We start from the raw sequence: 19,514 nt of genomic DNA, 5'->3' as shown, positions 1-19,514 counted from the left end.
GTTGGCGTCTCAGCGGTCGGTGTCGTCGTACAGGCGGTGCAGCGGCCGGCTGGCGGTCTGGCGGGGGATGTCCTTGGCCTCGTTGGGCGGCCTCGTGCTCGCCGGGTCCTGGTAGGCCCGCTGGATGTGTTCGGCTGCGGCCGCTTCCATGGTGCCGTCGGCGGTGTTGAAGGGCATTGCCATCACGTGGCTCATGGCAGCTGCACCGCTTTGCTGGCCATTGGCGAGGTAGGGGAACTTTGTCCCAACGGGGTGCGAGGAAGCGATACATACCCCACCGCAGCAATCATCAACGAAAGCGACAGACCTCCACGACATGTTTGAAACTATGTGAATACGAACACAAGCCCCCCGGAGAGGCAGCCCACCGCAGCGACAAGGGAAACGACTCCGAAAATCCACGAGAGCGTCTTGTTCTCTTCCTGCGGGCGCGGGGAGAAGCCTTGAATCACTCTCATGTCATTGAGGTATTGTCCATTCTCCTTTCGGGCGTTCACGATGGCGTGAATGCCCGACACCAAGAAGCCCAGACCCACCACAAAGAGCAAGGTTATGTCAAAACCCTGCGACGATGCTGCTTTAGCTACATCAAACACGACTTCCTCCTGAACTGAAGGGAACAGCTTCCATGCCTGCCTCCGCCACGGAGTCAGTTATGGGCGCCCCGATGGGTGTGCACGGAGCCCGGGGCGCGGGTGGAACGAGTAATTTCAACGGTGAGCCTGCCGGCGAGTTCTGCTGGCACAGAAGGGCATTGATGGTGCCGAAGGTTCGCTCGACGATGCGTTTGGCAACGATGCACGGGCAGCCTGCTTCTCGTCGTCCAGCTGCAAGACCTGCTGGACGACTGAGGGACTTGAGGTTGACCACCGTTCCGGTGAAGTGCGGGTTGGTCACAATGGACAGGGCTCCCGTGCCGTTGGTTGAGATATTCGACGTCTCAACTTCGCAGTCCAGGAGCCTTGTTGATTTTCCATCATGCCGCACTGGACCTCCCGCACGCGCTGTTAAGGCGGTGACGAGGCTGACCGTCACCCGTGAGGGTGACCACGATTGCGAACTCCGTCTCTCCGGCCGCGCACTGATCACGGCTCGCGTACCTCCGAAAGCACGACACCCGCCTACGTCACCACCGTCGTCCAGCACCTAGCGGACAAGGCGCCGGGACTGCTGAAGACGCTGCGCAATTCGGGCCCGGAGTCCCACTGGGTATCTGCGCTGGCTGCCGTCAATGGATGCAAGCTAGATCAGAACCCCTTACGCGCACGCACAGCCGCCAAGATCTCACAAGAAATCTCGTCTGCTTGCGTCCTGCGCTTAAACCACGTCGCATAATTTGATTTCTGCGAAGCCAGACTAAGAAGACATCCACCCGATGAATACCGGACCACAATTCCGTAATACCCGGGGGAAACTGAAGCAATAGCGTCTAGTGGAATCACTCGCCACTTGTAGAAGTTTCGCACACAGACAGCCTCTGACGTTATACTGATCGAAGACTCTGCAAACGCAAAGAGGCCGACCCCGGCAGAGAGGAAGAAGACCGGGGCGAATACATCCTCCAAGTCCACATTAGACTGTGCAAAGAGACCGACCGTACTAAGCAACGTCATAGCAAGCGCGAATACGGCGGTCAAAAAAAACAAGGCTCGCTCCCAACGAGGATGCTTCCAAGCCTGGATCACCTTTCCAGGTTGAGCTTTAAGTCTGCCTCGCTCACGCGACCAAGTACTGCGCCCCATAAGGACCCCACACCTCCATCAGCTTCTGTGAATTCAGCACCAACCCGGGGAGTGCTGGTGAGCATGTCCGCGTCCGGGGCGACGGACAGGGTGTCGTCCTCCACCTGCACATCCACCTTGGCCATCTCATCGCCGGGCGCCGGACCTGCGCTGCGGTCGTGCTCCCCGGGGCCGGCCGGGCCCGCGTCCAGGGCGGCGACGCTGCCCCTGCGCGGCTTGGCCTTGGCGGGACTGGGGGCGCTGGCCTGGTTACCGGAGGAGTCCCACATGAACGCCGCCGGCGCCTTGAATACACCGCCTTGCCGTTCCCGTCCACCGCGTCCAGCCCGGCGGCAGCGGCCTCACGAACCTTCAGAACCCGAGCTTGAAGGGAGAAGGATGTGGAGATGACTTCATAAGTGGGGGGACGCCGTGTATCTGATCAACCACAAGGTGCTCATGTCAACAGACGCCCGGAACCTGACGGGCTCTCATCTGCGGAAATGCGGACAACTACCGCAGCAGGAGCGCCTTCGCCCTGCCGCAGTCAGGACACGGGAGATGAGCGACACGGGACGCCTTCTGTTGGGTGCCGTTGAGTCCTGTGCGTCGTCGAGGCCATGGGTCGCCCCGCCCCACCCGTCTCGAGTAGAAACGGGGGTCACGTGGGCGTCGGAGAGGGCGACGCTCGTGCTCAATCCGGCTCAGGCGCGGCGCAGGAGGGCGACGGGGCCGGTCGCCAGCAGGTCCGCAAGGGCCACCGTGCCCTCGAAGGTGTCGCCGCCTCGCAGGGTGTCCCGCCATACCCCGGGCGGCAGGGCGAGCGTGGTGTCGCTCCAGCCGCCGCCGAGGGCGAGGCGCAGCGACAGCCGGGTCGCGACGGCGACCACCGCGCCGGACCGGGCGAACGCCAGGCAGTGCGCCGCCGCCTCGCCGCGCGCACGCAGCGGCTCGTACGTCGAACCCGCGAGAAACCACTCCGGGTGCTCGCGCCGCATCCGCAGGGCCGCGCGTGTGACCCGCACCTTGGGGTCGTCGTCCGCCCCGCCGTCATCGCCGTCCCCGAGGACGGCGGGGATGCGCCTGTTGTCCGGGTCGACCAGAGTGGGGGACCACCGCTCTCCGCCCCAGTAGACCTCCGGCACCCCCGGCATCATCAGCTGCACCAGCGCCATGCCCAGGGACGTCGCCCGCACGTGGGGTGCCAGCTCCGCCGTCAGCTCGCCCATCACGGCCCACGGAGCCCCGCAGACCGCGCCCTCGACGAACCGGACGAGCGCCGCCTCGTAGTCCTCGTCGGGCTCGGTCCAGCTCGTGCGCACCCCCGCCTCCCGGGCCGACTTCCGCAGCGCCGCCGTGAGCCGTTCCGCATCCGGCGCGCCCAGCCCGTACGCCGTCTGCCAGGCCGTCCACTCGCTGTGCGCGTCCGGCGGCCGGTGCCCGTCGTCGGGCAGGGCCGCCGCCTTCTCCCGTGCCGCCTCCAGCGCCGCCCGCCACCGCTGCGGACACTCGGACAGGACGAGCAGCGCCGCCCGCACGTCCGCGCTGCGCTTGGTGTCGTGCGTGGACAGCACCGTCCCGCCCTCGGGCCACGCGCGCTGCATGCGGGCGCAGTAGGCGTGGAACTCCTCCGGCGGTACGGCCGGGCGGGCCGGGTCGCCGCCGACCTCGGCGGCGCTGAGCAGCGGTGTGAACCGGTAGAAGGCGGTGTCCTCCACCGCCTTGGCCCGCAGCGCCGAGGCGACCTGCGCGAAGCGTGCCGCGAAGTCCCGCCCGTCCGCGTCCCCGTCCCCATCCTCGCCGCCCAGCCGCCCCAGGGCGAGGTCGCGCACCACCTCGACCGCGTCGCCCTCCTCCGGGACCGTGAACGCGGCGCGGGCGCCTTCCGCCGCCGTCTCCAGCCGTTCGGCGTCCACGGCGCGCGCCGGGTGGCCCGGGACGGCGTACGGCCGGTACACCGGCAGCCGTATCAGTACCTCGCACAGCGCGCGGCGCAGCGCCCAGGGCGCGTGGTCCCGGAGCCGCAGGCCGGGTGCGGTCGCGCAGATCCGGGAGGCGACCCGGGTGAGCCGGTCGACCTCGGTGGCCAGGTCGTCGCCGATCACCTCCCGCGAGGCCCGCCGCACGGTGTCCGCCCAGGTGCCGCCGAGGTCGTCCGGGGCCCCGACGGTCTCCTGGCAGGCGGTGACCAGCTCGGCGTACCCCTGGGGGTCGGTGAACAGGCCGTCGACGTGGTGCAGCGCGTCGTACCCGGTGGTGCCGGCCACCGGCCAGCTCTCGGGCAGCGTCTCCTCGCGGGCGAGGATCTTCTCCACTACGGTCCAGCGGCCGCCGCCGGCGTCCTGGAGCCGCCGCAGGTAGGTCTCCGGGTCGGCGAGACCGTCCGGGTGGTCCACCCGGAGCCCGTCGACCACGCCCTCGCGCAGCAGCCGCAGCACGGTGGCGTGCGTCGCGTCGAACACCTCCGGGTCCTCCACGCGCACGCCGATCAGTCCGGAGACCGTGAAGAACCGTCGGTAGTTGAGTTCGGTGCGCGCCAGGCGCCACCAGGAGAGCCGGTAGTGCTGGGCGTCCAGCAGCCGGGGCAGCGGGAGGCCGGCGGTGCCCGGCCGGAGCGGGAGCACGTGCGGTCCGCAGCGCAGGGTCCCGTCGCCGGGCGTGGCCAGCTCCTCGGCCGCGCGGTGCAGCGGCCCGCCGAGGACGGGCAGCAGTATCCGGCCGCCGCCCGCCTCCCAGTCGACGTCGAACCAGCGGGCGTACGAGGAGTCCGGGCCGTCCCGCAGCGTCTCCCACAGGGGGCGGTTCAGCCGCAGGTCGGCGGGCACGGCCATGTGGTTCGGCACGATGTCCAGCACGAGACCGAGGCCGTGCGCACGGGCGGTCGCCGACAGGCCGCGCAGCCCCGCCTCGCCGCCCAGCTCCTCGCGCACGGTGCGGTGGTCGGTCACGTCGTACCCGTGGGCCGAGCCCGGGACGGTGGTCAGCACGGGGGACAGGTGCAGGTGCGACACGCCGAGCTGCGCCAGGCGTGGGACGGCCTCCTCGGCGGCGGCGAACGGGAAGGCCGGCTGGAGCTGGAGCCGGTAGGTGGCGGTCGGCGTCATACCTGCGTCGTACCCGGTCCGGGGTGCACCGCATGTCCCCCGGTCGGGCGGTGTCGCGGCCCGCGGCGGCGTGTCGCCTGGCGTCCCGGCTCGTCCCGCCCCGCCCCGCCCCGCGTGCCGCTGCCGGGCGGCTACGCGGGCCGCTGGAGGACGACGAGGCTGCGGTCGGTCAGCGTCAGCCGGTCCCCGGCCTGGACCTTGCGCGTCTCGTCGGGCGTACCGCCCTCCTCCGCGGTGTCCACGACGACCTCCCACTGCCGCCCGTGGTGGACGGGCACCACGAAGTCGCGGGCGGTGTCCTGCGCGTTGAACAGCAGCAGGAACGAGTCGTCCAGGATGCGTTCCCCGCGTACGCCCGGCTCGGAGATCGCGCTGCCGTTGAGGAACACCGTCAGCGCCCGGGCCTGCGCCTCCTGCCAGTCACGCTGCGCCATCTCCCGGCCGTCCGGGGTGAACCAGGAGATGTCGGAGAGGTCGTCGTGCGTGCCCTCGACGGGCCTGCCGTGGAAGAAGCGGCGGCGCCGGAAGACCGGATGGTCGCGGCGCAGCCACACCATGGTGCGGACGAACGCGCACAGCTCCGGCGCGCCCGGATCGCCGTCCCCGTCCGGCCAGTGCACCCAGGACAGCTCGCCGTCCTGGCAGTACGCGTTGTTGTTGCCCTGCTGGGTGCGGGCGAACTCGTCGCCGTGGCTGAGCATCGGCACGCCCTGCGACAGCATCAGCGTGGCGACGAAGTTGCGCATCTGGCGGCGCCGCAGCCGCAGCACGTCGCGGTCGTCGGTGTCGCCCTCGGCGCCACAGTTCCAGGAGCGGTTGTGGCTCTCGCCGTCCTGGTTGTTCTCGCTGTTGGCGTCGTTGTGCTTGCCGTCGTAGGACACCAGGTCGTGCAGCGTGAAACCGTCGTGGCAGGTGACGAAGTTGATCGAGGCCAGCGGACGGCGTCCGTCGTCCTGGTACAGGTCGGAGGAGCCGGTCAGCCGGGACGCGAACTCCGCGAGGGTCCGTGGTTCGCCCCGCCACATGTCGCGGACGGTGTCCCGGTACCGGCCGTTCCACTCGGTCCACAGCGGCGGGAAGTTGCCCACCTGGTAGCCGCCCTCGCCGACGTCCCACGGCTCGGCGATCAGCTTCACCTGGCTGACCACCGGGTCCTGCTGCACCAGGTCGAAGAACGACGACAGCCGGTCCACCTCGTGGAACTGGCGCGCCAGCGTCGCGGCCAGGTCGAAGCGGAATCCGTCCACGTGCATCTCGGTCACCCAGTACCGCAGCGAGTCCATGATCAGCTGGAGCACGTGCGGGCTGCGCATCAGCAGCGAGTTCCCGGTGCCGGTGGTGTCCATGTAGTACCGGGGGTCGTCGGCCAGCCGGTAGTAGGAGGCGTTGTCCAGGCCGCGGAAGGACAGCGTCGGGCCCAGGTGGTTGCCCTCGGCGGTGTGGTTGTAGACCACGTCGAGGATCACCTCGATGCCCGCCTCGTGCAGCGCCCGCACCGCCTGCTTGAACTCCAGCACCTGCTGGCCGCGGTCGCCCCAGGAGGCGTAGGCGTTGTGCGGGGCGAAGAAGCCGATGGTGTTGTAGCCCCAGTAGTTCGACAGCCCGGCGTCCGCCAGCCGGTGGTCGGTGACGAACTGGTGGACCGGCATCAGCTCCAGCGCCGTCACCCCCAGCCGGGTGAGGTGGTCGATCACCGCCGGGTGGGCGAGGGCCGCGTAGGTGCCGCGCAGGTCGTCCGGCAGGTCCGGGTGCAGCATGGTGAGGCCCTTCACGTGGGCCTCGTACAGCACGGTGTGGTGGTACTCCGTCCGGGGGAGGCGGTCGTCGCCCCAGTCGAAGTACGGGTTCACCACGACGGAGGTCATGGTGTGCGGCGCCGAGTCCAGGTCGTTACGTCGTTCGGGTGACCCGAAGTGGTACCCGTAGACGGCCTCGTTCCAGTCGACCCGTCCACTGATCGCCTTCGCGTACGGGTCCAGCAGCAGCTTGGCGCTGTTGCAGCGCCGGCCCTGTTCCGGCGCGTACGGGCCGTGGGCGCGGAAGCCGTACCGCTGCCCCGGCATCACCCCGGGCAGGTACGCGTGCCGCACGAAGGCGTCCGATTCGCGCAGCTCGACGGCGGTCTCGGAGCCGTCGTCGTGCAGCAGGCACAGCTCCACCCGCTCCGCCGCCTCGGAGAACACCGCGAAGTTCGTTCCCGCGCCGTCGTAGGTGGCACCGAGGGGATACGCCTGTCCCGGCCAGACCTGCATGCGCCTCGTCTCTTCCCTTCCCGGCCGTGTCGCCGCGCGGCGGGCGCCGCGTGCGGATGCTGCCGCCCGAAGCATCCTCGCGCAGGATGGGCCCGCCCGGCGGACCCAGGCGCTATCTTCGCCCGTACGGTCGTACGCGGCAGGGAAGTTGATAGGTGAACCGGGTGCACCTCGCACCGGCTCCGCAGTAGTCTTCCTTGATCGAACAACGGGGTCGGGGAAGGCGGTGCACAGGTGGGGTCGGGAGGGCTTGAGCTCCCCCCGGGTGAGAGCGGGCAGGACGGCGAGACCGCCGTACCCTCCGGCGCGGTGTCGCTGGCCAGGCCCATGGAGATCGGTGCCGACCTCGACTGGGGCGACGAGGCCTGGGCCGAGGTGAGGCGCCGTGCCCAGCGGGCGGGACGCGCCTACATCTGGCTCAACCTGGTCGAACAGCGGCTGCGGGCCGTCGTCGCCGCCGTGCTCCGCCCGGTGTACGAGCCGGTGCACGGCGACGAGTGGGTGATCGCCGCCGCGGGGCCGGCCGGTCAGGAATGGGTCCAGCGCGCGGTGGCCGTGCGCGAGGTCAGCCGCCGCAAGGGATACCTGCTCGACCCGGCCGACGACACCATCCTCTCCTTCCTCACTCTGCCGCAGCTGCGCGAGCTGATGGTCCAGCACTGGCCCTGCTTCGAGCCGTACTTCGACGACCGCCGCGAGGTCGAGCTGGCACTCGACGAGCTCGAGGTGGCGCGCAGCGCCGTCGCCCGCAACCGGGCCCTCTCCGAGACCGTGCTGGCCCAGGCGGAACGCATGTCGGCTCGCCTGCTGGAGCTGCTCGGCACCTCCCGCGGCGCGCCGCCGTCCGCGGACCGGCTGCCGGTGGACGCCGTCGAGGACCTGGTCGGCGACCGTTTCGCCGACGTCGTCGGCGTCCACCCGGACCGGGTGCGGCTCCAGCGGCAGCTCCCCGCCGAGGACCTGTTCGGCGGGGCGCGGAGGCTGGACGCGATCGGGATAGGGCTCAACCTGCTCGTCCAGAACTACAGCGGACGCCGTCTCGTCCGCCTCGCCGAGTCCGGCTGCCGGGTGCGGCTGCTCTTCCTCAACCCGGCCAGCAGCGCCGTCCGGCGCCGCGAGCGCGAGCTGGGCCTGAAGAAGGGCGAACTGAGCCGCACCGTGGAGATGAACATCCTGCACATGCGGCGGGTCCGCTCCCGGCTGCGCGACCCGGGCGCGTTCGAGATCCACGTGTTCGACGAGACGCCCCGCTTCACCGCCTACCTGGTGGACGGCGACGGACCGGACGGCCTCGGCGTCGTCCAGTCCTACCTGCGCCGCGTGCGCGGCATGGAGGCTCCGGTCCTGGTGCTGCGCGGCGGCCGCCGCGACCTGGTCCAGGGCGGGCCCACCCGGGCCGACGCCGGCGAGCACGGCCTCTTCGGCACCTACCGCGAGGAGTTCGAGTCGGTCTGGACCGACTCGCGCCCCGTCTCCTGACCGGGGCGGTCCGTGGGCCGGGCACCCGCCGCGGGCCGGGTACCCGCCGCGGGCCGCCCCGGAAGGCCCTCTGCCCAGGTCACAGCTCGATGACCATGTCCACCCGTATGCAACCCTTTCCCTCCCTCACCTGTCTACACAGGTGCTTCCGGACGAATCCGGAATGCGGCAAACGGTGGGGAGTACGGGCAGTGACAGTGCGATCGTTCGTTCGGCGCATGACTCCACGGGCGAAGCGGAAGGCCGCCGACCAGGTCTGGCAGCTGCGCCACGGACGGGACCGACGCCGGACCGCGGCAGCCGACGACCGGCTGCGGTCCGTCGTGGTCGGCGGGCGCGAGACCTACGGCCGGGTCGTGGACGGCTTCACCGCCGCCGGTGCGGCCGACCGCAACCTCGACATCGCGGTCGGCGCCCTGGAGACGGCCGGAGCGGCCTACTTCCTGATCCCCTCGGCCCGCATACGCCACACCGTCGGCGTGCACGAGTGCCACCGTCCCGCCTTCCTCGCCGCACTGCGGGAGCAGAACGCGGCGACCGCCGTCTTCGTGGCCCAGCCGCTGCTGGGCGGTCGCCTGAAGAACACCTCGCTCTGCATGGACGGGGCGCTGCGGGAAGGACTGGAGTCCTCCCGTGTGCTGCGCGTGGGCGAGATCCAGCTCGGCCCCGCCGGGCAGGTCCTCGCCGGGACCGCGCTCGGCTGCGACGTCGAGTTCTGGCAGGACGGCGCCGACGTCCTGGCCGGCCCCCGCGCCGAGGCCGAGCTGGCCCGGGTGTCCCCGCAGGCGTCCGAGGACGTCTTCGGACGGTCCCTCGTCGCCCCGCGCCGGAACCGGGTCGCCGACGTCGTGCCGTCCGACGAGCAGACGCCCGCGGTCCTGGAGGTACGAGGGCGGGAGATCCCCACCTTCGCCGCGTTCGCCACGCCCACGGTCTCCGACGTCACCTTCCCGGTCGACGTCGTCTACACCTGGGTCGACGGCGAAGAGCCCGCCATGCGGCGCAAACGCGCCCACTACAAGGGCCTGGGCACCGCGGACATCCTCGACAAGGAGGTCAACGCGTCGCGGTACACCAGCCACGACGAACTGAAGTACTCGCTGCGCTCCCTCCAGATGCACGCCGACTTCGTCCGCCACGTGTACGTCGTGACCGACGGGCAGAAGCCGGACTGGCTGGACGACGAGGCCGACGGCATCACCGTCGTCGACCACCGCGACATCTTCCCCGCCGACGTGCTCCCCGTGTTCAACTCGCACGCCATCGAGACCCGGCTGCACCACATCCCCGGGCTGTCGGACCACTACCTGTACTTCAACGACGACGTGTTCGTCGGCCGCCGGGTGACCCCGGAGCACTTCTTCCACGGCAGCGGCGCCATGCGTGTGCCCGTGTCCCCGCTCAAGATCGGGGTCGGCAAGCCCCATGCGGAGGAGACCGCGACCAACTCCGCCAGCAAGAACGTACGGCGCCTGATCCAGCAGCGCTTCGGCCGCATCACGACGAACAACTTCATGCACACCCCGCTCCCGCAGCAGCGGGAGACGCTCCGGGAACTGGAGCAGATGTTCGCGGAGGACGTCGCCAGGACCACGGCCACCCGCTTCCGGTCGCCGCAGGACATCGCCATGACCGCGCCGCTGCTCTACCAGTACGCCCTCCTCACCGGGAAGGGCTACGCCGCGGGCTTCACCTTCCGCTACGTCAACATCAGCCGCGAGGACGCCGACCGGAGACTCGACGACCTGCGACGCCGCAGACGCTTCGACTTCTTCTGCCTCAACGACGTCGACGTGCCGGCCGAGGAGCGGGAGGCCGTCCTGGGGCGCATGCACGCCTTCCTCGAGGACTACTTCCCGTTCCCGAGCACGTTCGAGAAGAAGCCCGAACGGTAGGGGCGATGAAGCACCGCGCGTACACCAGGCTGAAGGACCACCTGTTCCGTCCCGCCAAGCGGGCCCTGCTGGTCCTGCGCATCCGGCTGCTCGCCTGCTGCTGGGCGCTGCGCTGCGCTCTGCCCCGCCGCCGGGTGCGCGGGGAACTCGGGGACGTCCGCCGGGTCGCCGTGGGCCCCTTCCGCGCGCACGGCCGCGTCGTGGACCACTACACGGCGGCAGGGGCGGCGGCGGAGGACCTCGCGGCGGTCACCGGCATGCTGGAGGACGCGGGCCTGCCCTACTTCCTGGTGTCCGGGCCCGGTGCGCGGCGGCACGTGCTGGGTGTGGAGGAGGTCCACCGCCGCGCGCTGCTCGAACTGGCCGCGCGGCGCTTCCGGGACACCCCCGGCTACGTCGGGGCGGTCGGCGACGGCGGGCGGCTGCTGTCGCTCGCACTCTGGGCCGACGGCGGTGTGCCCCGCGCGGTGCGCCGGGCAGCGGTGCTGCGCACCGGCACCGTCCGGCTGGGTCCGGGCGGACAGGTCCTGCACGGTGTGGAGGGCGGCTGCGAGGTCGAGTTCTGGCGCCGCGGCGCCTCCCTCGCCCCGGCCTACCCGGAGAACCGCCCCTGGCTGTCCGTGCCCGCACGCCAACTCGGCGACGACTTCGCCGAGGCGCTTCTCTCCCCGCGCCGCAACCGCGTCTCCGAGGTCGTCCCGGCAGCGGCGCAGCGGCCCGCCGCCACCATGGTGGGCGGCCACCGGATCGCGACCTTCCAGCCGTTCGCGGACCCCGGGGTGGACGAGGTGCGGTTCCCCGTGGACGTCGTCTACACGTGGGTGGACGGCGACGATCCCGCGATGGCGGCGAAGCGCGGCGCCTACGGCGGCGAGGACCGCGGGGGCATCGCCGACCGCGAGACCGGGCCGTCCCGCTACACCAGCCACGACGAACTGCGGTTCTCCCTGCGCTCTCTCGACATGTACGCCCCGTTCGTGCGGCACGTCTATCTCGTCACGGACGGGCAGATACCGGAGTGGCTCGACCCGGCGTCCGACTGGGTCACCGTGGTCGACCATCGCGAGATCCTCCCGGCCGACGCGCTGCCCGTGTTCAACTCGCACGCCATCGAAAGCCGGCTGCACCACATCCCGGGTCTCTCCGACCGCTACCTCTACTTCAACGACGACGTCTTCGTGAACCGCCCGGTCCGGGCCGAGAGCTTCTTCCACGGCAACGGCCTGGCCAAGCTGCCCTTCTCGCCCTACAAACTCGGGCTCGGCCAGCCCTATCCGCTCGAGCCCGCTCCCAACTCTGCGGGGAAGAACGCGCGCGAACTCGTGCGACGCACCTTCGGACGCCACATCGCCGCCAAGTTCCAGCACGTGCCGCACCCCCAACTGCTGGCCGTGCTCAGGGAGATCGAGGCAGCCGGCTTCGAGGAGCTGCGGCGGACCGCCTACTCGCGGTTCCGCTCGACCCGTGACGTGGCCTCCGCCGCCACCCTCCACCACCACTGGGCGCTGCTCACCGGCCGCGCGGTCCCCGCCGAGTACTCCCTGCGGTACGCGGACCTGGGCAGCCCCGACCTGCGCGAGCGGCTCGCCCGTCTGGAGCGGGGTGAGGACGTCGACTTCTTCTGCGTCAACGACGTGGACACCACCCCCGGGACCAGGGCGGCGGCCGGCCCGGCCGTCCACGCGTTCCTCGAACGCCGGTTCCCCTTTGCCGGTCGTGCCGAGCGATCCGGGCCCGCCGTACGGCTGGACGGGCCCGGGGCGGCGACGCGGCTGGTCACCCGGCACATGGACGGCGGACGCCCGGTGCGGCTCCAGGCCTCCGCCTGACGGCCGCGGGCGCGGAGCGCACGCCACCGGGCGCGGAGCCCATGGCACCCCGACCCACCGGGCCCGCAGAGCCGACCCTGCGGAGATCCCGCTGAGCCGTTGTGGTGTTGCTGTGAGTGACCGGCCTGTCGGAGTGAGGCGCGCCGTCCTGCGCGGGAACAATCGCGCCTCATGGAGGGAACACGCACGCCGTTCTTCGACAACGCGAAGTACCTGGCGATCGTGCTGGTGGCCTGCGCCCACTTCTGGGAGCCGTACCGGGCGGACAGCCGTACCGCGCTGGCGCTGTACCTGTTCGTCTACGCCTTCCACATGCCGGCGTTCATCGTCGTCTCGGGGTACTTCAGCCGGAGCTTCACGCTCGGTCCGCGACGGGTGCGGCGGCTGATCGCCGGCCTGCTGGTGCCGTACTTGCTCTTCGAGATCGCCTACACCCTGTTCCGGCGGTGGGCGGAGCCGGACCCCGGCTATCCGGTCAACCCGGTCGACCCGCTGTTCCTCAACTGGTTCCTGCTCGCGCTGTTCCTGTGGCGGCTCACCGCGCCGCTGTGGCGGGCGGTGCGGTGGCCGCTGCCCCTCGCGGTGGCGCTGTCCGTGCTGAGCACGGTCACCCCGGGCGTCGGGCCGGACCTGGACCTGCAGCGGGTGCTGCAGTTCCTGCCGTTCTTCGTGCTCGGCATGCTCCTGGAGCCGCGCCACTTCGCACTGCTGCGCGACCGGCGGGTCCGCTGGGCGGCGGTACCGGTCGCGGCCGGCGCGCTGGCCTTCGCCTACTGGGCGGCTCCGCGGATGAGCCACGTCTGGCTCTACCACCGCCAGAGCGCGCAGGACCTCGGCGTCCCCGCCCCTGCCGGGGCCGCCATGGCGCTGGCCCTGTTCGGCTGCTCGCTGCTCCTCACCGCCTGCTTCCTGGCGTGGGTGCCGAGCCGGCACACCTGGTACACCGCGCTCGGCACCGGCACGCTGTACGGCTACCTGCTGCACGGCTTCCTGGTGAAGGGGTCGGTCTACTGGGGCTGGTACGGGCCTCCGTGGGTGGGCAGCCCGGCCGGCATGGTCGCCGTGACCCTGGCAGCCGCCGTGCTGGTGACGCTGCTGTGCACGCATCCGGTCCGGCGGGTCTTCCGGTGCGCCGTGGAGCCGCGGCTGGACTGGCTGTTCCGCGACGACCGCGGCGAGCGCACCGGTACCGCCGGGCGGCAGCCCACCGGCCGACCGGAGGCGGAGCCGTCGTCGGTGCCGGAGCATAAGGTGCGGTCATGACGACGGGGACTGGGACGACGTACGTCGCGCTGTTGCGCGGCATCAACGTGGGCGGGCGCCGCAAGGTGCCCATGGCCGAGCTGCGGGAGCTGATCGACGGGCTGGGCTGGACGGGCGTGCGCACCCACCTGCAGAGCGGCAACGCGGTGTTCACCGTGCCGCCGGAGGGGTCCGGCCCGCCGCCCCGGGAGCGGCTGGAGCGGGCGATCGCCGACCACTTCGGCTTCGACGTGCCGTGCCTGCTGCGGACCGGCCGGGAGCTGCGGGACGTCGTCTCCGCCTGCCCGTTTCCCGCCGCCGACCTGGACCCGGCGAAGCTGCTGGTGCTGTTCGTCGAGGAGACACCGGCGGCCGGCCACTTCGCCGGCGTCGACGCGGCGGCCTACGCCCCGGACGAGTTCCGGCACATCGGCAGGGCCGTCTACTGCTGGTTCCCGGACGGCATGGGCCGCAGCAGGCTCCCCGCCGCGCTGGAGGCCGTACGGCCGAAGCTCACCGCCACCGGGCGGAACTGGCGCACCGTCACCAAGCTCGTCGAGATGACGGAACAGCCCGCCTGAACGGGTCAACGGGCCCCCGGGCCCGAACCGAGCCGAAGAACCTGCCAAGATCGGCTGACTCCAGCGGGCTCGGCACCGCCGTTCCCGGCAGGGATTCTGTGGGGTCACGTTGCCAGTCGGGGCACTTCTGGTCAGCACGTCCTTGGCAGCCTGGGCGGTCAGGCTTCGCTGGCTAGCAGATGGGGGAAGTGTGGGAGACGTTGCGGTGCGGGTGGACAGTGTCTTCGCCGGCCGGTTGAAGTGGCGCTCTCGCTACCTCATCCGCAGGGCCCGCCAGCGAGACAGGACCGGTCTGCTGGTCCAGGTGGACCTGCGCGATCCTCCCCGCAGCATGTCACCCAAGTGGTGCCTGGTTTCCGTCATGGAAGGTGAGCGACAGTTCTGCAGCGTGGATCGAAGCACCTTCAGGGCGGTTCGCTTCGTGCCCCTTCTTCCAGGTCTGCACTGACTACGGCTTGAGGTACTGAGAGCACGCAAGCGACGTTCCACGCGAGTCGAGCGGACCGTTGTGCTCGGTCCGGGAGACATTCTGCTGGCGACCTGCGACCCGGTTCAGCCGAACGTCTTCTACCGGCGCAGTCCCGATGCGGATACCTGGAGTCTCCAGATCCTGGAGTAGCGCACTTCGAACCTGCAGCTACCCGTCTCGACGGCCCCTTTCCAGGAGTACGACTCGATCGCTCGCGCCGTCGAACCCGAGCACGGGACGTTCGGCGTCACCCTCCGGGGCCATCAGCACCGGCTTGCCCAGCTGCCGCCCAATCAGCCGCAGGAAACCGCAGAACACATCGAGCCGCCCCTGGCCCTGAAGCTCCCGCAGGTCAGCGTCGAAGTCGATCTGCTCCACCGCACAGAAACGGAAGATCGCCAGCACCTCGTCTGTCAGCCAGACCCGCAGTTCAGGGCACTCGGCGTCAGCCGAGCGGGCGAGCACTGCCTCCGCCCGGGGCAGGGGCAGAAGCACGTCCCCTTCGGAGTACTGACACCTCCAGCCACTCTCACCGATGAGATCAAGAACCGCCTGCCAGTCTTCTACCGACGCATCAGGGACGCGCACGTCCGGCAACGCCCCCATCAGGTCAGGGTCGAAGAAGTACGCGACGTCATCCCACAGCAGCTCAGACACCTCGCCATGCTGCCCGGCATCCCATCCCACCGCAGCCCGATTCTCCAGACGAACCCCACAGGGCCACCCTCCCCGAAGCCGCAGGCCGGCCGCGGGTTCGCCCAGGGCGATTCCGCTGACGGCGAGCGCGCCTTTCACCGCCGCCCCGGCCGGGGCAGGCTCGGGCCATGAAGCTGCTGATGCTGGGTGGGACGGGTTTCGTCGGGCGCGCCGTCGTGGAGGACGCGCTGGCCAGAGGCTGGGAGGTGACGGTCCTCAACCGCGGCCTGCGGCCACCGGTCGAGGGTGTGCGGGAACTGCACGGCGACCGTACGGAGGAGGGCGGCCCGGAGGCGCTGCGGGCGGGGGAGTGGGACCTGGTCGTCGACACCTGGTCCTCCGCCCCGACGGCCGTGCGCGACGCGGCGCGGCTGCTCGCCGGCCGCGCCGGCCGGTACGGCTACATCTCCAGCGGGTCCGTCTACCGCTTCCCGCCTCCGGCGGGCAACGACGAGCGGGGCCCGGTCGTGGACGCGTCCCCGGACGACGGCGCCACCGACTACCGGCAGGACAAGCGGGGCGGAGAGCTGGCCGCCCAGCGCGAGTTCGGCGCGGACCGCACGCTGCTGGTGCGCGCCGGGCTCATCCTCGGCCCGTACGAGGACGTCGGCCGGCTGCCGTGGTGGCTGAACCGCATCGACCGGGGCGGGCCGGTCCTCGCCCCCGGGCCGCGCGACCTGGGGATCCAGTACATCGACGCGCGGGACCTGGCGCGCTGGACGCTGGACGCGCTGGCAGCCGGCCTGCACGGGCCCTACAACACCATCTCCCGGCCCGGACACGCCACGATGGGCGAGCTGCTGGCGGAGTGCGTGGCGGCCACCGGTTCCGACGCGGAGCTGCGCTGGGCGGACCCCGCGGTGATCGAGGCGGCGGGGATCGAGGGATGGACGGGGCTGCCGGTGTGGCTGCCGCCGGGCGAGGTGTACGACGCGATGCACCGGGGGGACGTGTCGCGGGCCCATGCGGCGGGGCTGGTGTGCCGGCCGGTCGCGGAGACCGTACGCGACACGTGGGCGTGGCTGCGGTCCCTCGGCGGGGACGCACCCCAGCGTGCCGACCGCGCGGCCAAGGGCATCTCTCCCGCGCAGGAGGCCGCGGCTCTCCGCGCCCTCGGCGCCTGACGGCCCGTCCGGGGCCGCGCCGCTATGCGGCGAGCGAGCCGGGCGGCGCTGCCGCCGCCGTGTCGAAGCGGCGCAGCAGCAGCCGCACCAGCTCGGGCGCGGCCCCCAGCACGGGAGCGAGCACGTCGGCGCGGGCCTCACGCGCTCCGGCGACGATGCGGTCCGGCAGCCGCCCCGGGGCGATCACGTACGGCGCCACGGCCACCCGCCGCACCCCGGGCTCCGCGCGCAGCTCACGCACCGCGTCCGCGGTCCGCGGGAGGTCGGCCGACGCGTAGGCGGTCCGTACGGCCGCCCACCCGGCGTCGCGGCGCCACCGGTCGGCGAGCGCCTCGATGGAGGCCACCGCCCGGGCGTCGGAGGAGCCGGCCGCCGCGAGCACCATCCCGGTGCCGGAGGCGGCCGGGCCGCCGAGTCCGGCTTCGGTGAGCCGCCGCTCCAGGGCGGTGAGCAGCAGGGGATCGGGCCCCAGCACGTCGGCCTGCCGTACGTGCACGCGCGCCGGTCGCGGCAGTCGCGCCGTCGCCTCCCGCAGCGTGCGCGGGATGTCGGTCCTGGCGTGGAAGGCGCTGCTGAGCAGGAGCGGCACCGCGACGACGTCGCGGAAGCCCTCGCCGTCCAGCCGCTCCAGCGCCTCGCCCACGCGCGGCGCGTCGAACTCCAGGTAGCCGACCTCGACCCGCAGGCCGGGCCGGTTCCGGCGGACGGCCTCGCACAGCGCCGTCGTCGTCGCGGCGTGCCGGGCGTCGCGGCTGCCGTGCGCGACCAGCAGGAGAGCCGTCGAGGGGGCGGTGAGGGCAGGTCGCGGGTGTCGCATCGCTCTCCTCCTCACCGCCCCCTCGACGGGTGGGTGCGTGGACGGGTCAGAAGTCCCAGCCGTCGTCGTCGGCCGTGCCGCCCCGGGCCTCCTTGGTCTCCTCCGCCGCCTCGGCGAAGGCGTCGCCCGCCATGCCGGCGGTCAGCGTCGTCCCGTCGGCCGGGTCGATGAGCAGGAACGACCCGGTGCGCCGGGAGTCGGCGTAGGCGTCGACCGGGAGGGCCTGCGCGGTGCGCAGCACGACACGGCCGATGTCGTTGGCGACCAGCTCGCCCGGCGCGGGGTGCTGGGAGAGGTCGGCCAGCGTCAGGCGGGACGGGATGTCCTTGACGATGGCCTTCACCGTGCGGGTGGCGTGCTTGAGCAGCACCCGGTCGCCGACCTTCAGCGGACGGTCGTGCAGGTGCGCCACGGTCGCCGTCAGGTCCTGGCTGGGCGACAGCTTCGCGTCGGCCGGGGCGATCATGTCGCCGCGGGAGATGTCGAGGTCGTCGGTGAGCCGGAGCGTGACGGACTGCGGGGCCCAGGCGACGTCGACCGGCTCGCCGAGCGCGTCGATGCCCTCGATGGTGCTGGTGCGTCCGGAGGGCTGGACGGTGATGCGGTCGCCGACGCGGAAGATGCCGGAAGCGATCTGGCCGGCGTAGCCGCGGTAGTCGCGGTGCTCGTCGGTCTGCGGGCGGATCACGACCTGCACCGGGAAGCGGGCCGGGTCGTCGCTGGGGTCGTGGCTGACCTGCACCGTCTCCAGGTGCTCCAGGACGGTCGGGCCGCCGTACCAGTCCATGTTGGCGGAGGCGGTGACCACGTTGTCGCCGACCAGGGCGGAGATCGGGATGGTGGTGATCTCCGGGACGCCCAGCGAGGCGGCGTAGGCGGTGAACTCCTCGGCGATCGAGGCGAACACCTTCTCCTGGTAGTCGACCAGGTCCATCTTGTTGACGCACATGACGACGTGCGGGACGCGGAGCAGGGCGGCGACGGCCGCGTGGCGGCGCGTCTGCTCGACGACGCCGTTGCGCGCGTCGACCAGCACCACGGCGAGTTCGGCGGTGGAGGCGCCGGTCACCATGTTGCGGGTGTACTGCACGTGCCCGGGCGTGTCGGCCAGGATGAACCGGCGCTTGGTGGTCGCGAAGTACCGGTAGGCGACGTCGATGGTGATGCCCTGCTCGCGCTCGGCGCGCAGACCGTCGGTCAGCAGCGCCAGGTCGGGCGCGTCCTGGCCGCGGTTGCGGGAAGCGGTCTCCACGGCCTCCAGCTGGTCGGTGAGCACCGACTTGGAGTCGTGCAGCAGCCGTCCGACGAGGGTGGACTTGCCGTCGTCCACGGAACCGGCGGTGGCGAAGCGCAGCAGGGAGGTGGCGGCGAGCGCCGCGGCGGTGTCGATGGTGGGGGATGTGCTCATGGGTCTAGAAGTATCCCTCGCGCTTGCGGTCTTCCATGGCGGCTTCGGACATCTTGTCGTCGGCGCGGGTGGCGCCGCGTTCGGTGAGGCGGGAGGCGGCGATCTCGGTGATGATCGCGTCGTTGGTGTCGGCGTCGGAGTCGACGGCGCCGGTGCAGGACATGTCGCCGACGGTGCGGTAGCGCACGGTGCGGGTCTGCAGGGTGGTCTTCTCGGTGTCGGTGGGGCCGCCCCAGTCGCCGGCGGAGAGCCACATGCCGTTGCGGGAGAAGACCTCGCGCTGGTGGGCGTAGTAGATGGCGGGGAGTTCGATCTTCTCGTGGCCGATGTACTGCCAGACGTCGAGTTCGGTCCAGTTGGACAGGGGGAAGACGCGGACGTGTTCGCCGGGGGAGTGGCGGCCGTTGTAGAGCTGCCACAGTTCGGGGCGCTGGCGGCGGGGGTCCCAGCCGCCGAATTCGTCGCGGAGGGAGAAGACGCGTTCCTTGGCGCGGGCCTTCTCCTCGTCGCGGCGGCCGCCGCCGAAGACGGCGTCGAAGCGGTTCTTGTCGATGGCGTCGAGGAGGGGGACGGTCTGGAGGGGGTTGCGGGTGCCGTCGGGGCGTTCGCGGAGGGTGCCGTCGTCGATGAAGTCCTGGACGTGGGCGACGTGGAGGCGGAGGTTGTGGCGTTCGACGGTGGCGTCGCGGTGGGCGAGGACTTCGGGGAAGTTGTGGCCGGTGTCGACGTGGAGGAGGGAGAAGGGCACCGGGGCGGGGGCGAAGGCCTTGAGCGCCAGGTGCAGCATGACGATGGAGTCCTTGCCTCCGGAGAAGAGGATCACGGGGCGTTCGAACTCCCCGGCCACCTCCCGGAAGATGTGCACCGCCTCCGACTCCAACGCGTCCAGATGCGACA

General features: G+C 71.3%; 14 protein-coding genes and 1 pseudogene. 7 read left to right on the top strand and 8 right to left on the bottom strand.

The genetic code is table 11. The annotated features are described in order from the left end of the window. Window positions 1–9: 9 nt before the first annotated feature. Window positions 10–183: a hypothetical protein gene (locus RM572_RS21160; RefSeq protein WP_311674957.1), complete on the bottom strand. Its 174-nt coding sequence runs from the start codon at window positions 181–183 to the stop codon at window positions 10–12. Window positions 184–326: 143 nt separating this feature from the next. Next, window positions 327–596 (bottom strand): hypothetical protein, encoded by a 270-nt coding sequence (locus RM572_RS21155; RefSeq protein WP_311674956.1) that lies wholly within the window; start codon window positions 594–596, stop codon window positions 327–329. Window positions 597–965: 369 nt separating this feature from the next. Between RM572_RS21155 and RM572_RS21150 the strand changes: the two are divergent. Beyond that, window positions 966–1,200: pseudogene (locus tag RM572_RS21150) on the top strand (IS5/IS1182 family transposase); the annotation flags it as partial. 1,225 nt (window positions 1,201–2,425) lie between these two features. Here the strand turns inward: RM572_RS21150 and treY are convergent. Continuing rightward, window positions 2,426–4,825: a malto-oligosyltrehalose synthase gene (gene treY / locus RM572_RS21145; RefSeq protein ID WP_311674955.1), complete on the bottom strand. Its 2,400-nt coding sequence runs from the start codon at window positions 4,823–4,825 to the stop codon at window positions 2,426–2,428. Between the two features lie 131 nt (window positions 4,826–4,956). Further along, entirely contained in the window at window positions 4,957–7,077 is a 2,121-nt protein-coding gene (gene glgX / locus RM572_RS21140) for a glycogen debranching protein GlgX (RefSeq protein ID WP_027764432.1), read from the bottom strand. A gap of 234 nt (window positions 7,078–7,311) precedes the next feature. Between glgX and RM572_RS21135 the strand changes: the two genes are divergently transcribed. The 5 genes from RM572_RS21135 to RM572_RS21115 all read left to right on the top strand — a co-directional run bounded on the left by RM572_RS21135 (window position 7,312) and on the right by RM572_RS21115 (window position 14,103). Further along, window positions 7,312–8,556 carry an SAV2148 family HEPN domain-containing protein gene (locus RM572_RS21135; protein ID WP_311674954.1) on the top strand — a complete coding sequence of 415 codons (1,245 nt, stop codon included), beginning with the start codon at window positions 7,312–7,314 and terminating at the stop codon, window positions 8,554–8,556. A gap of 218 nt (window positions 8,557–8,774) precedes the next feature. Then, window positions 8,775–10,451 (top strand): stealth family protein, encoded by a 1,677-nt coding sequence (locus RM572_RS21130; protein WP_311674952.1) that lies wholly within the window; start codon window positions 8,775–8,777, stop codon window positions 10,449–10,451. A gap of 5 nt (window positions 10,452–10,456) precedes the next feature. After that, window positions 10,457–12,280 carry a Stealth CR1 domain-containing protein gene (locus RM572_RS21125; RefSeq protein WP_311674951.1) on the top strand — a complete coding sequence of 608 codons (1,824 nt, stop codon included), beginning with the start codon at window positions 10,457–10,459 and terminating at the stop codon, window positions 12,278–12,280. A gap of 171 nt (window positions 12,281–12,451) precedes the next feature. Continuing rightward, window positions 12,452–13,543, top strand: coding sequence for an acyltransferase family protein (locus RM572_RS21120; protein ID WP_311674950.1), 1,092 nt, complete (start codon window positions 12,452–12,454; stop codon window positions 13,541–13,543). Then, complete coding sequence (locus RM572_RS21115; RefSeq protein WP_311674949.1) at window positions 13,540–14,103, top strand: DUF1697 domain-containing protein; 564 nt, start codon at window positions 13,540–13,542, stop codon at window positions 14,101–14,103. Before RM572_RS21120 ends, RM572_RS21115 begins: the two co-directional genes overlap by 4 nt. A 637-nt stretch (window positions 14,104–14,740) precedes the next feature. Here RM572_RS21115 and RM572_RS21110 read toward each other — a convergent pair. Beyond that, window positions 14,741–15,229 carry a hypothetical protein gene (locus RM572_RS21110; RefSeq protein ID WP_311674948.1) on the bottom strand — a complete coding sequence of 163 codons (489 nt, stop codon included), beginning with the start codon at window positions 15,227–15,229 and terminating at the stop codon, window positions 14,741–14,743. Between the two features lie 167 nt (window positions 15,230–15,396). Here RM572_RS21110 and RM572_RS21105 point away from each other — a divergent pair, with 167 nt between their 5' ends. Further along, complete coding sequence (locus RM572_RS21105; protein WP_311674947.1) at window positions 15,397–16,392, top strand: Rossmann-fold NAD(P)-binding domain-containing protein; 996 nt, start codon at window positions 15,397–15,399, stop codon at window positions 16,390–16,392. Window positions 16,393–16,414: 22 nt separating this feature from the next. Here RM572_RS21105 and RM572_RS21100 read toward each other — a convergent pair whose 3' ends face one another. The 3 genes from RM572_RS21100 to cysD form a co-directional block, all read right to left on the bottom strand. Continuing rightward, window positions 16,415–17,209 (bottom strand): sirohydrochlorin chelatase, encoded by a 795-nt coding sequence (locus RM572_RS21100; protein WP_311674946.1) that lies wholly within the window; start codon window positions 17,207–17,209, stop codon window positions 16,415–16,417. Window positions 17,210–17,255: 46 nt separating this feature from the next. Continuing rightward, on the bottom strand, window positions 17,256–18,617 hold the full coding sequence (locus tag RM572_RS21095; RefSeq protein WP_311674945.1) for a sulfate adenylyltransferase subunit 1: 1,362 nt from the start codon (window positions 18,615–18,617) through the stop codon (window positions 17,256–17,258). 4 nt (window positions 18,618–18,621) lie between these two features. Continuing rightward, a partial coding sequence (gene cysD / locus RM572_RS21090) for a sulfate adenylyltransferase subunit CysD (protein ID WP_311674944.1) occupies window positions 18,622–19,514 on the bottom strand: 893 nt, incomplete at its 5' end.

The organism is Streptomyces hazeniae (genome assembly GCF_031845485.1).
GTDB classification, from domain to species: domain Bacteria; phylum Actinomycetota; class Actinomycetes; order Streptomycetales; family Streptomycetaceae; genus Streptomyces; species Streptomyces hazeniae.
This window is presented reverse-complemented; position numbering and strand designations above follow the sequence as displayed.

Excerpts from the sequence above, each read along its gene's own strand:
- RM572_RS21160 (WP_311674957.1), bottom strand. The coding sequence starts at position 183 with ATGGCAATGCCCTTCAACACCGCCGACGGCACCATGGAAGCGGCCGCA.
- treY (WP_311674955.1), bottom strand. The coding sequence starts at position 4,825 with ATGACGCCGACCGCCACCTACCGGCTCCAGCTCCAGCCGGCCTTCCCG.
- glgX (WP_027764432.1), bottom strand. The coding sequence starts at position 7,077 with ATGCAGGTCTGGCCGGGACAGGCGTATCCCCTCGGTGCCACCTACGAC.
- RM572_RS21130 (WP_311674952.1), top strand. The coding sequence starts at position 8,775 with ATGACTCCACGGGCGAAGCGGAAGGCCGCCGACCAGGTCTGGCAGCTG.
- RM572_RS21125 (WP_311674951.1), top strand. The coding sequence starts at position 10,457 with ATGAAGCACCGCGCGTACACCAGGCTGAAGGACCACCTGTTCCGTCCC.
- RM572_RS21120 (WP_311674950.1), top strand. The coding sequence starts at position 12,452 with ATGGAGGGAACACGCACGCCGTTCTTCGACAACGCGAAGTACCTGGCG.
- RM572_RS21115 (WP_311674949.1), top strand. The coding sequence starts at position 13,540 with ATGACGACGGGGACTGGGACGACGTACGTCGCGCTGTTGCGCGGCATC.
- RM572_RS21105 (WP_311674947.1), top strand. The coding sequence starts at position 15,397 with ATGAAGCTGCTGATGCTGGGTGGGACGGGTTTCGTCGGGCGCGCCGTC.
- RM572_RS21100 (WP_311674946.1), bottom strand. The coding sequence starts at position 17,209 with ATGCGACACCCGCGACCTGCCCTCACCGCCCCCTCGACGGCTCTCCTG.
- RM572_RS21095 (WP_311674945.1), bottom strand. The coding sequence starts at position 18,617 with ATGAGCACATCCCCCACCATCGACACCGCCGCGGCGCTCGCCGCCACC.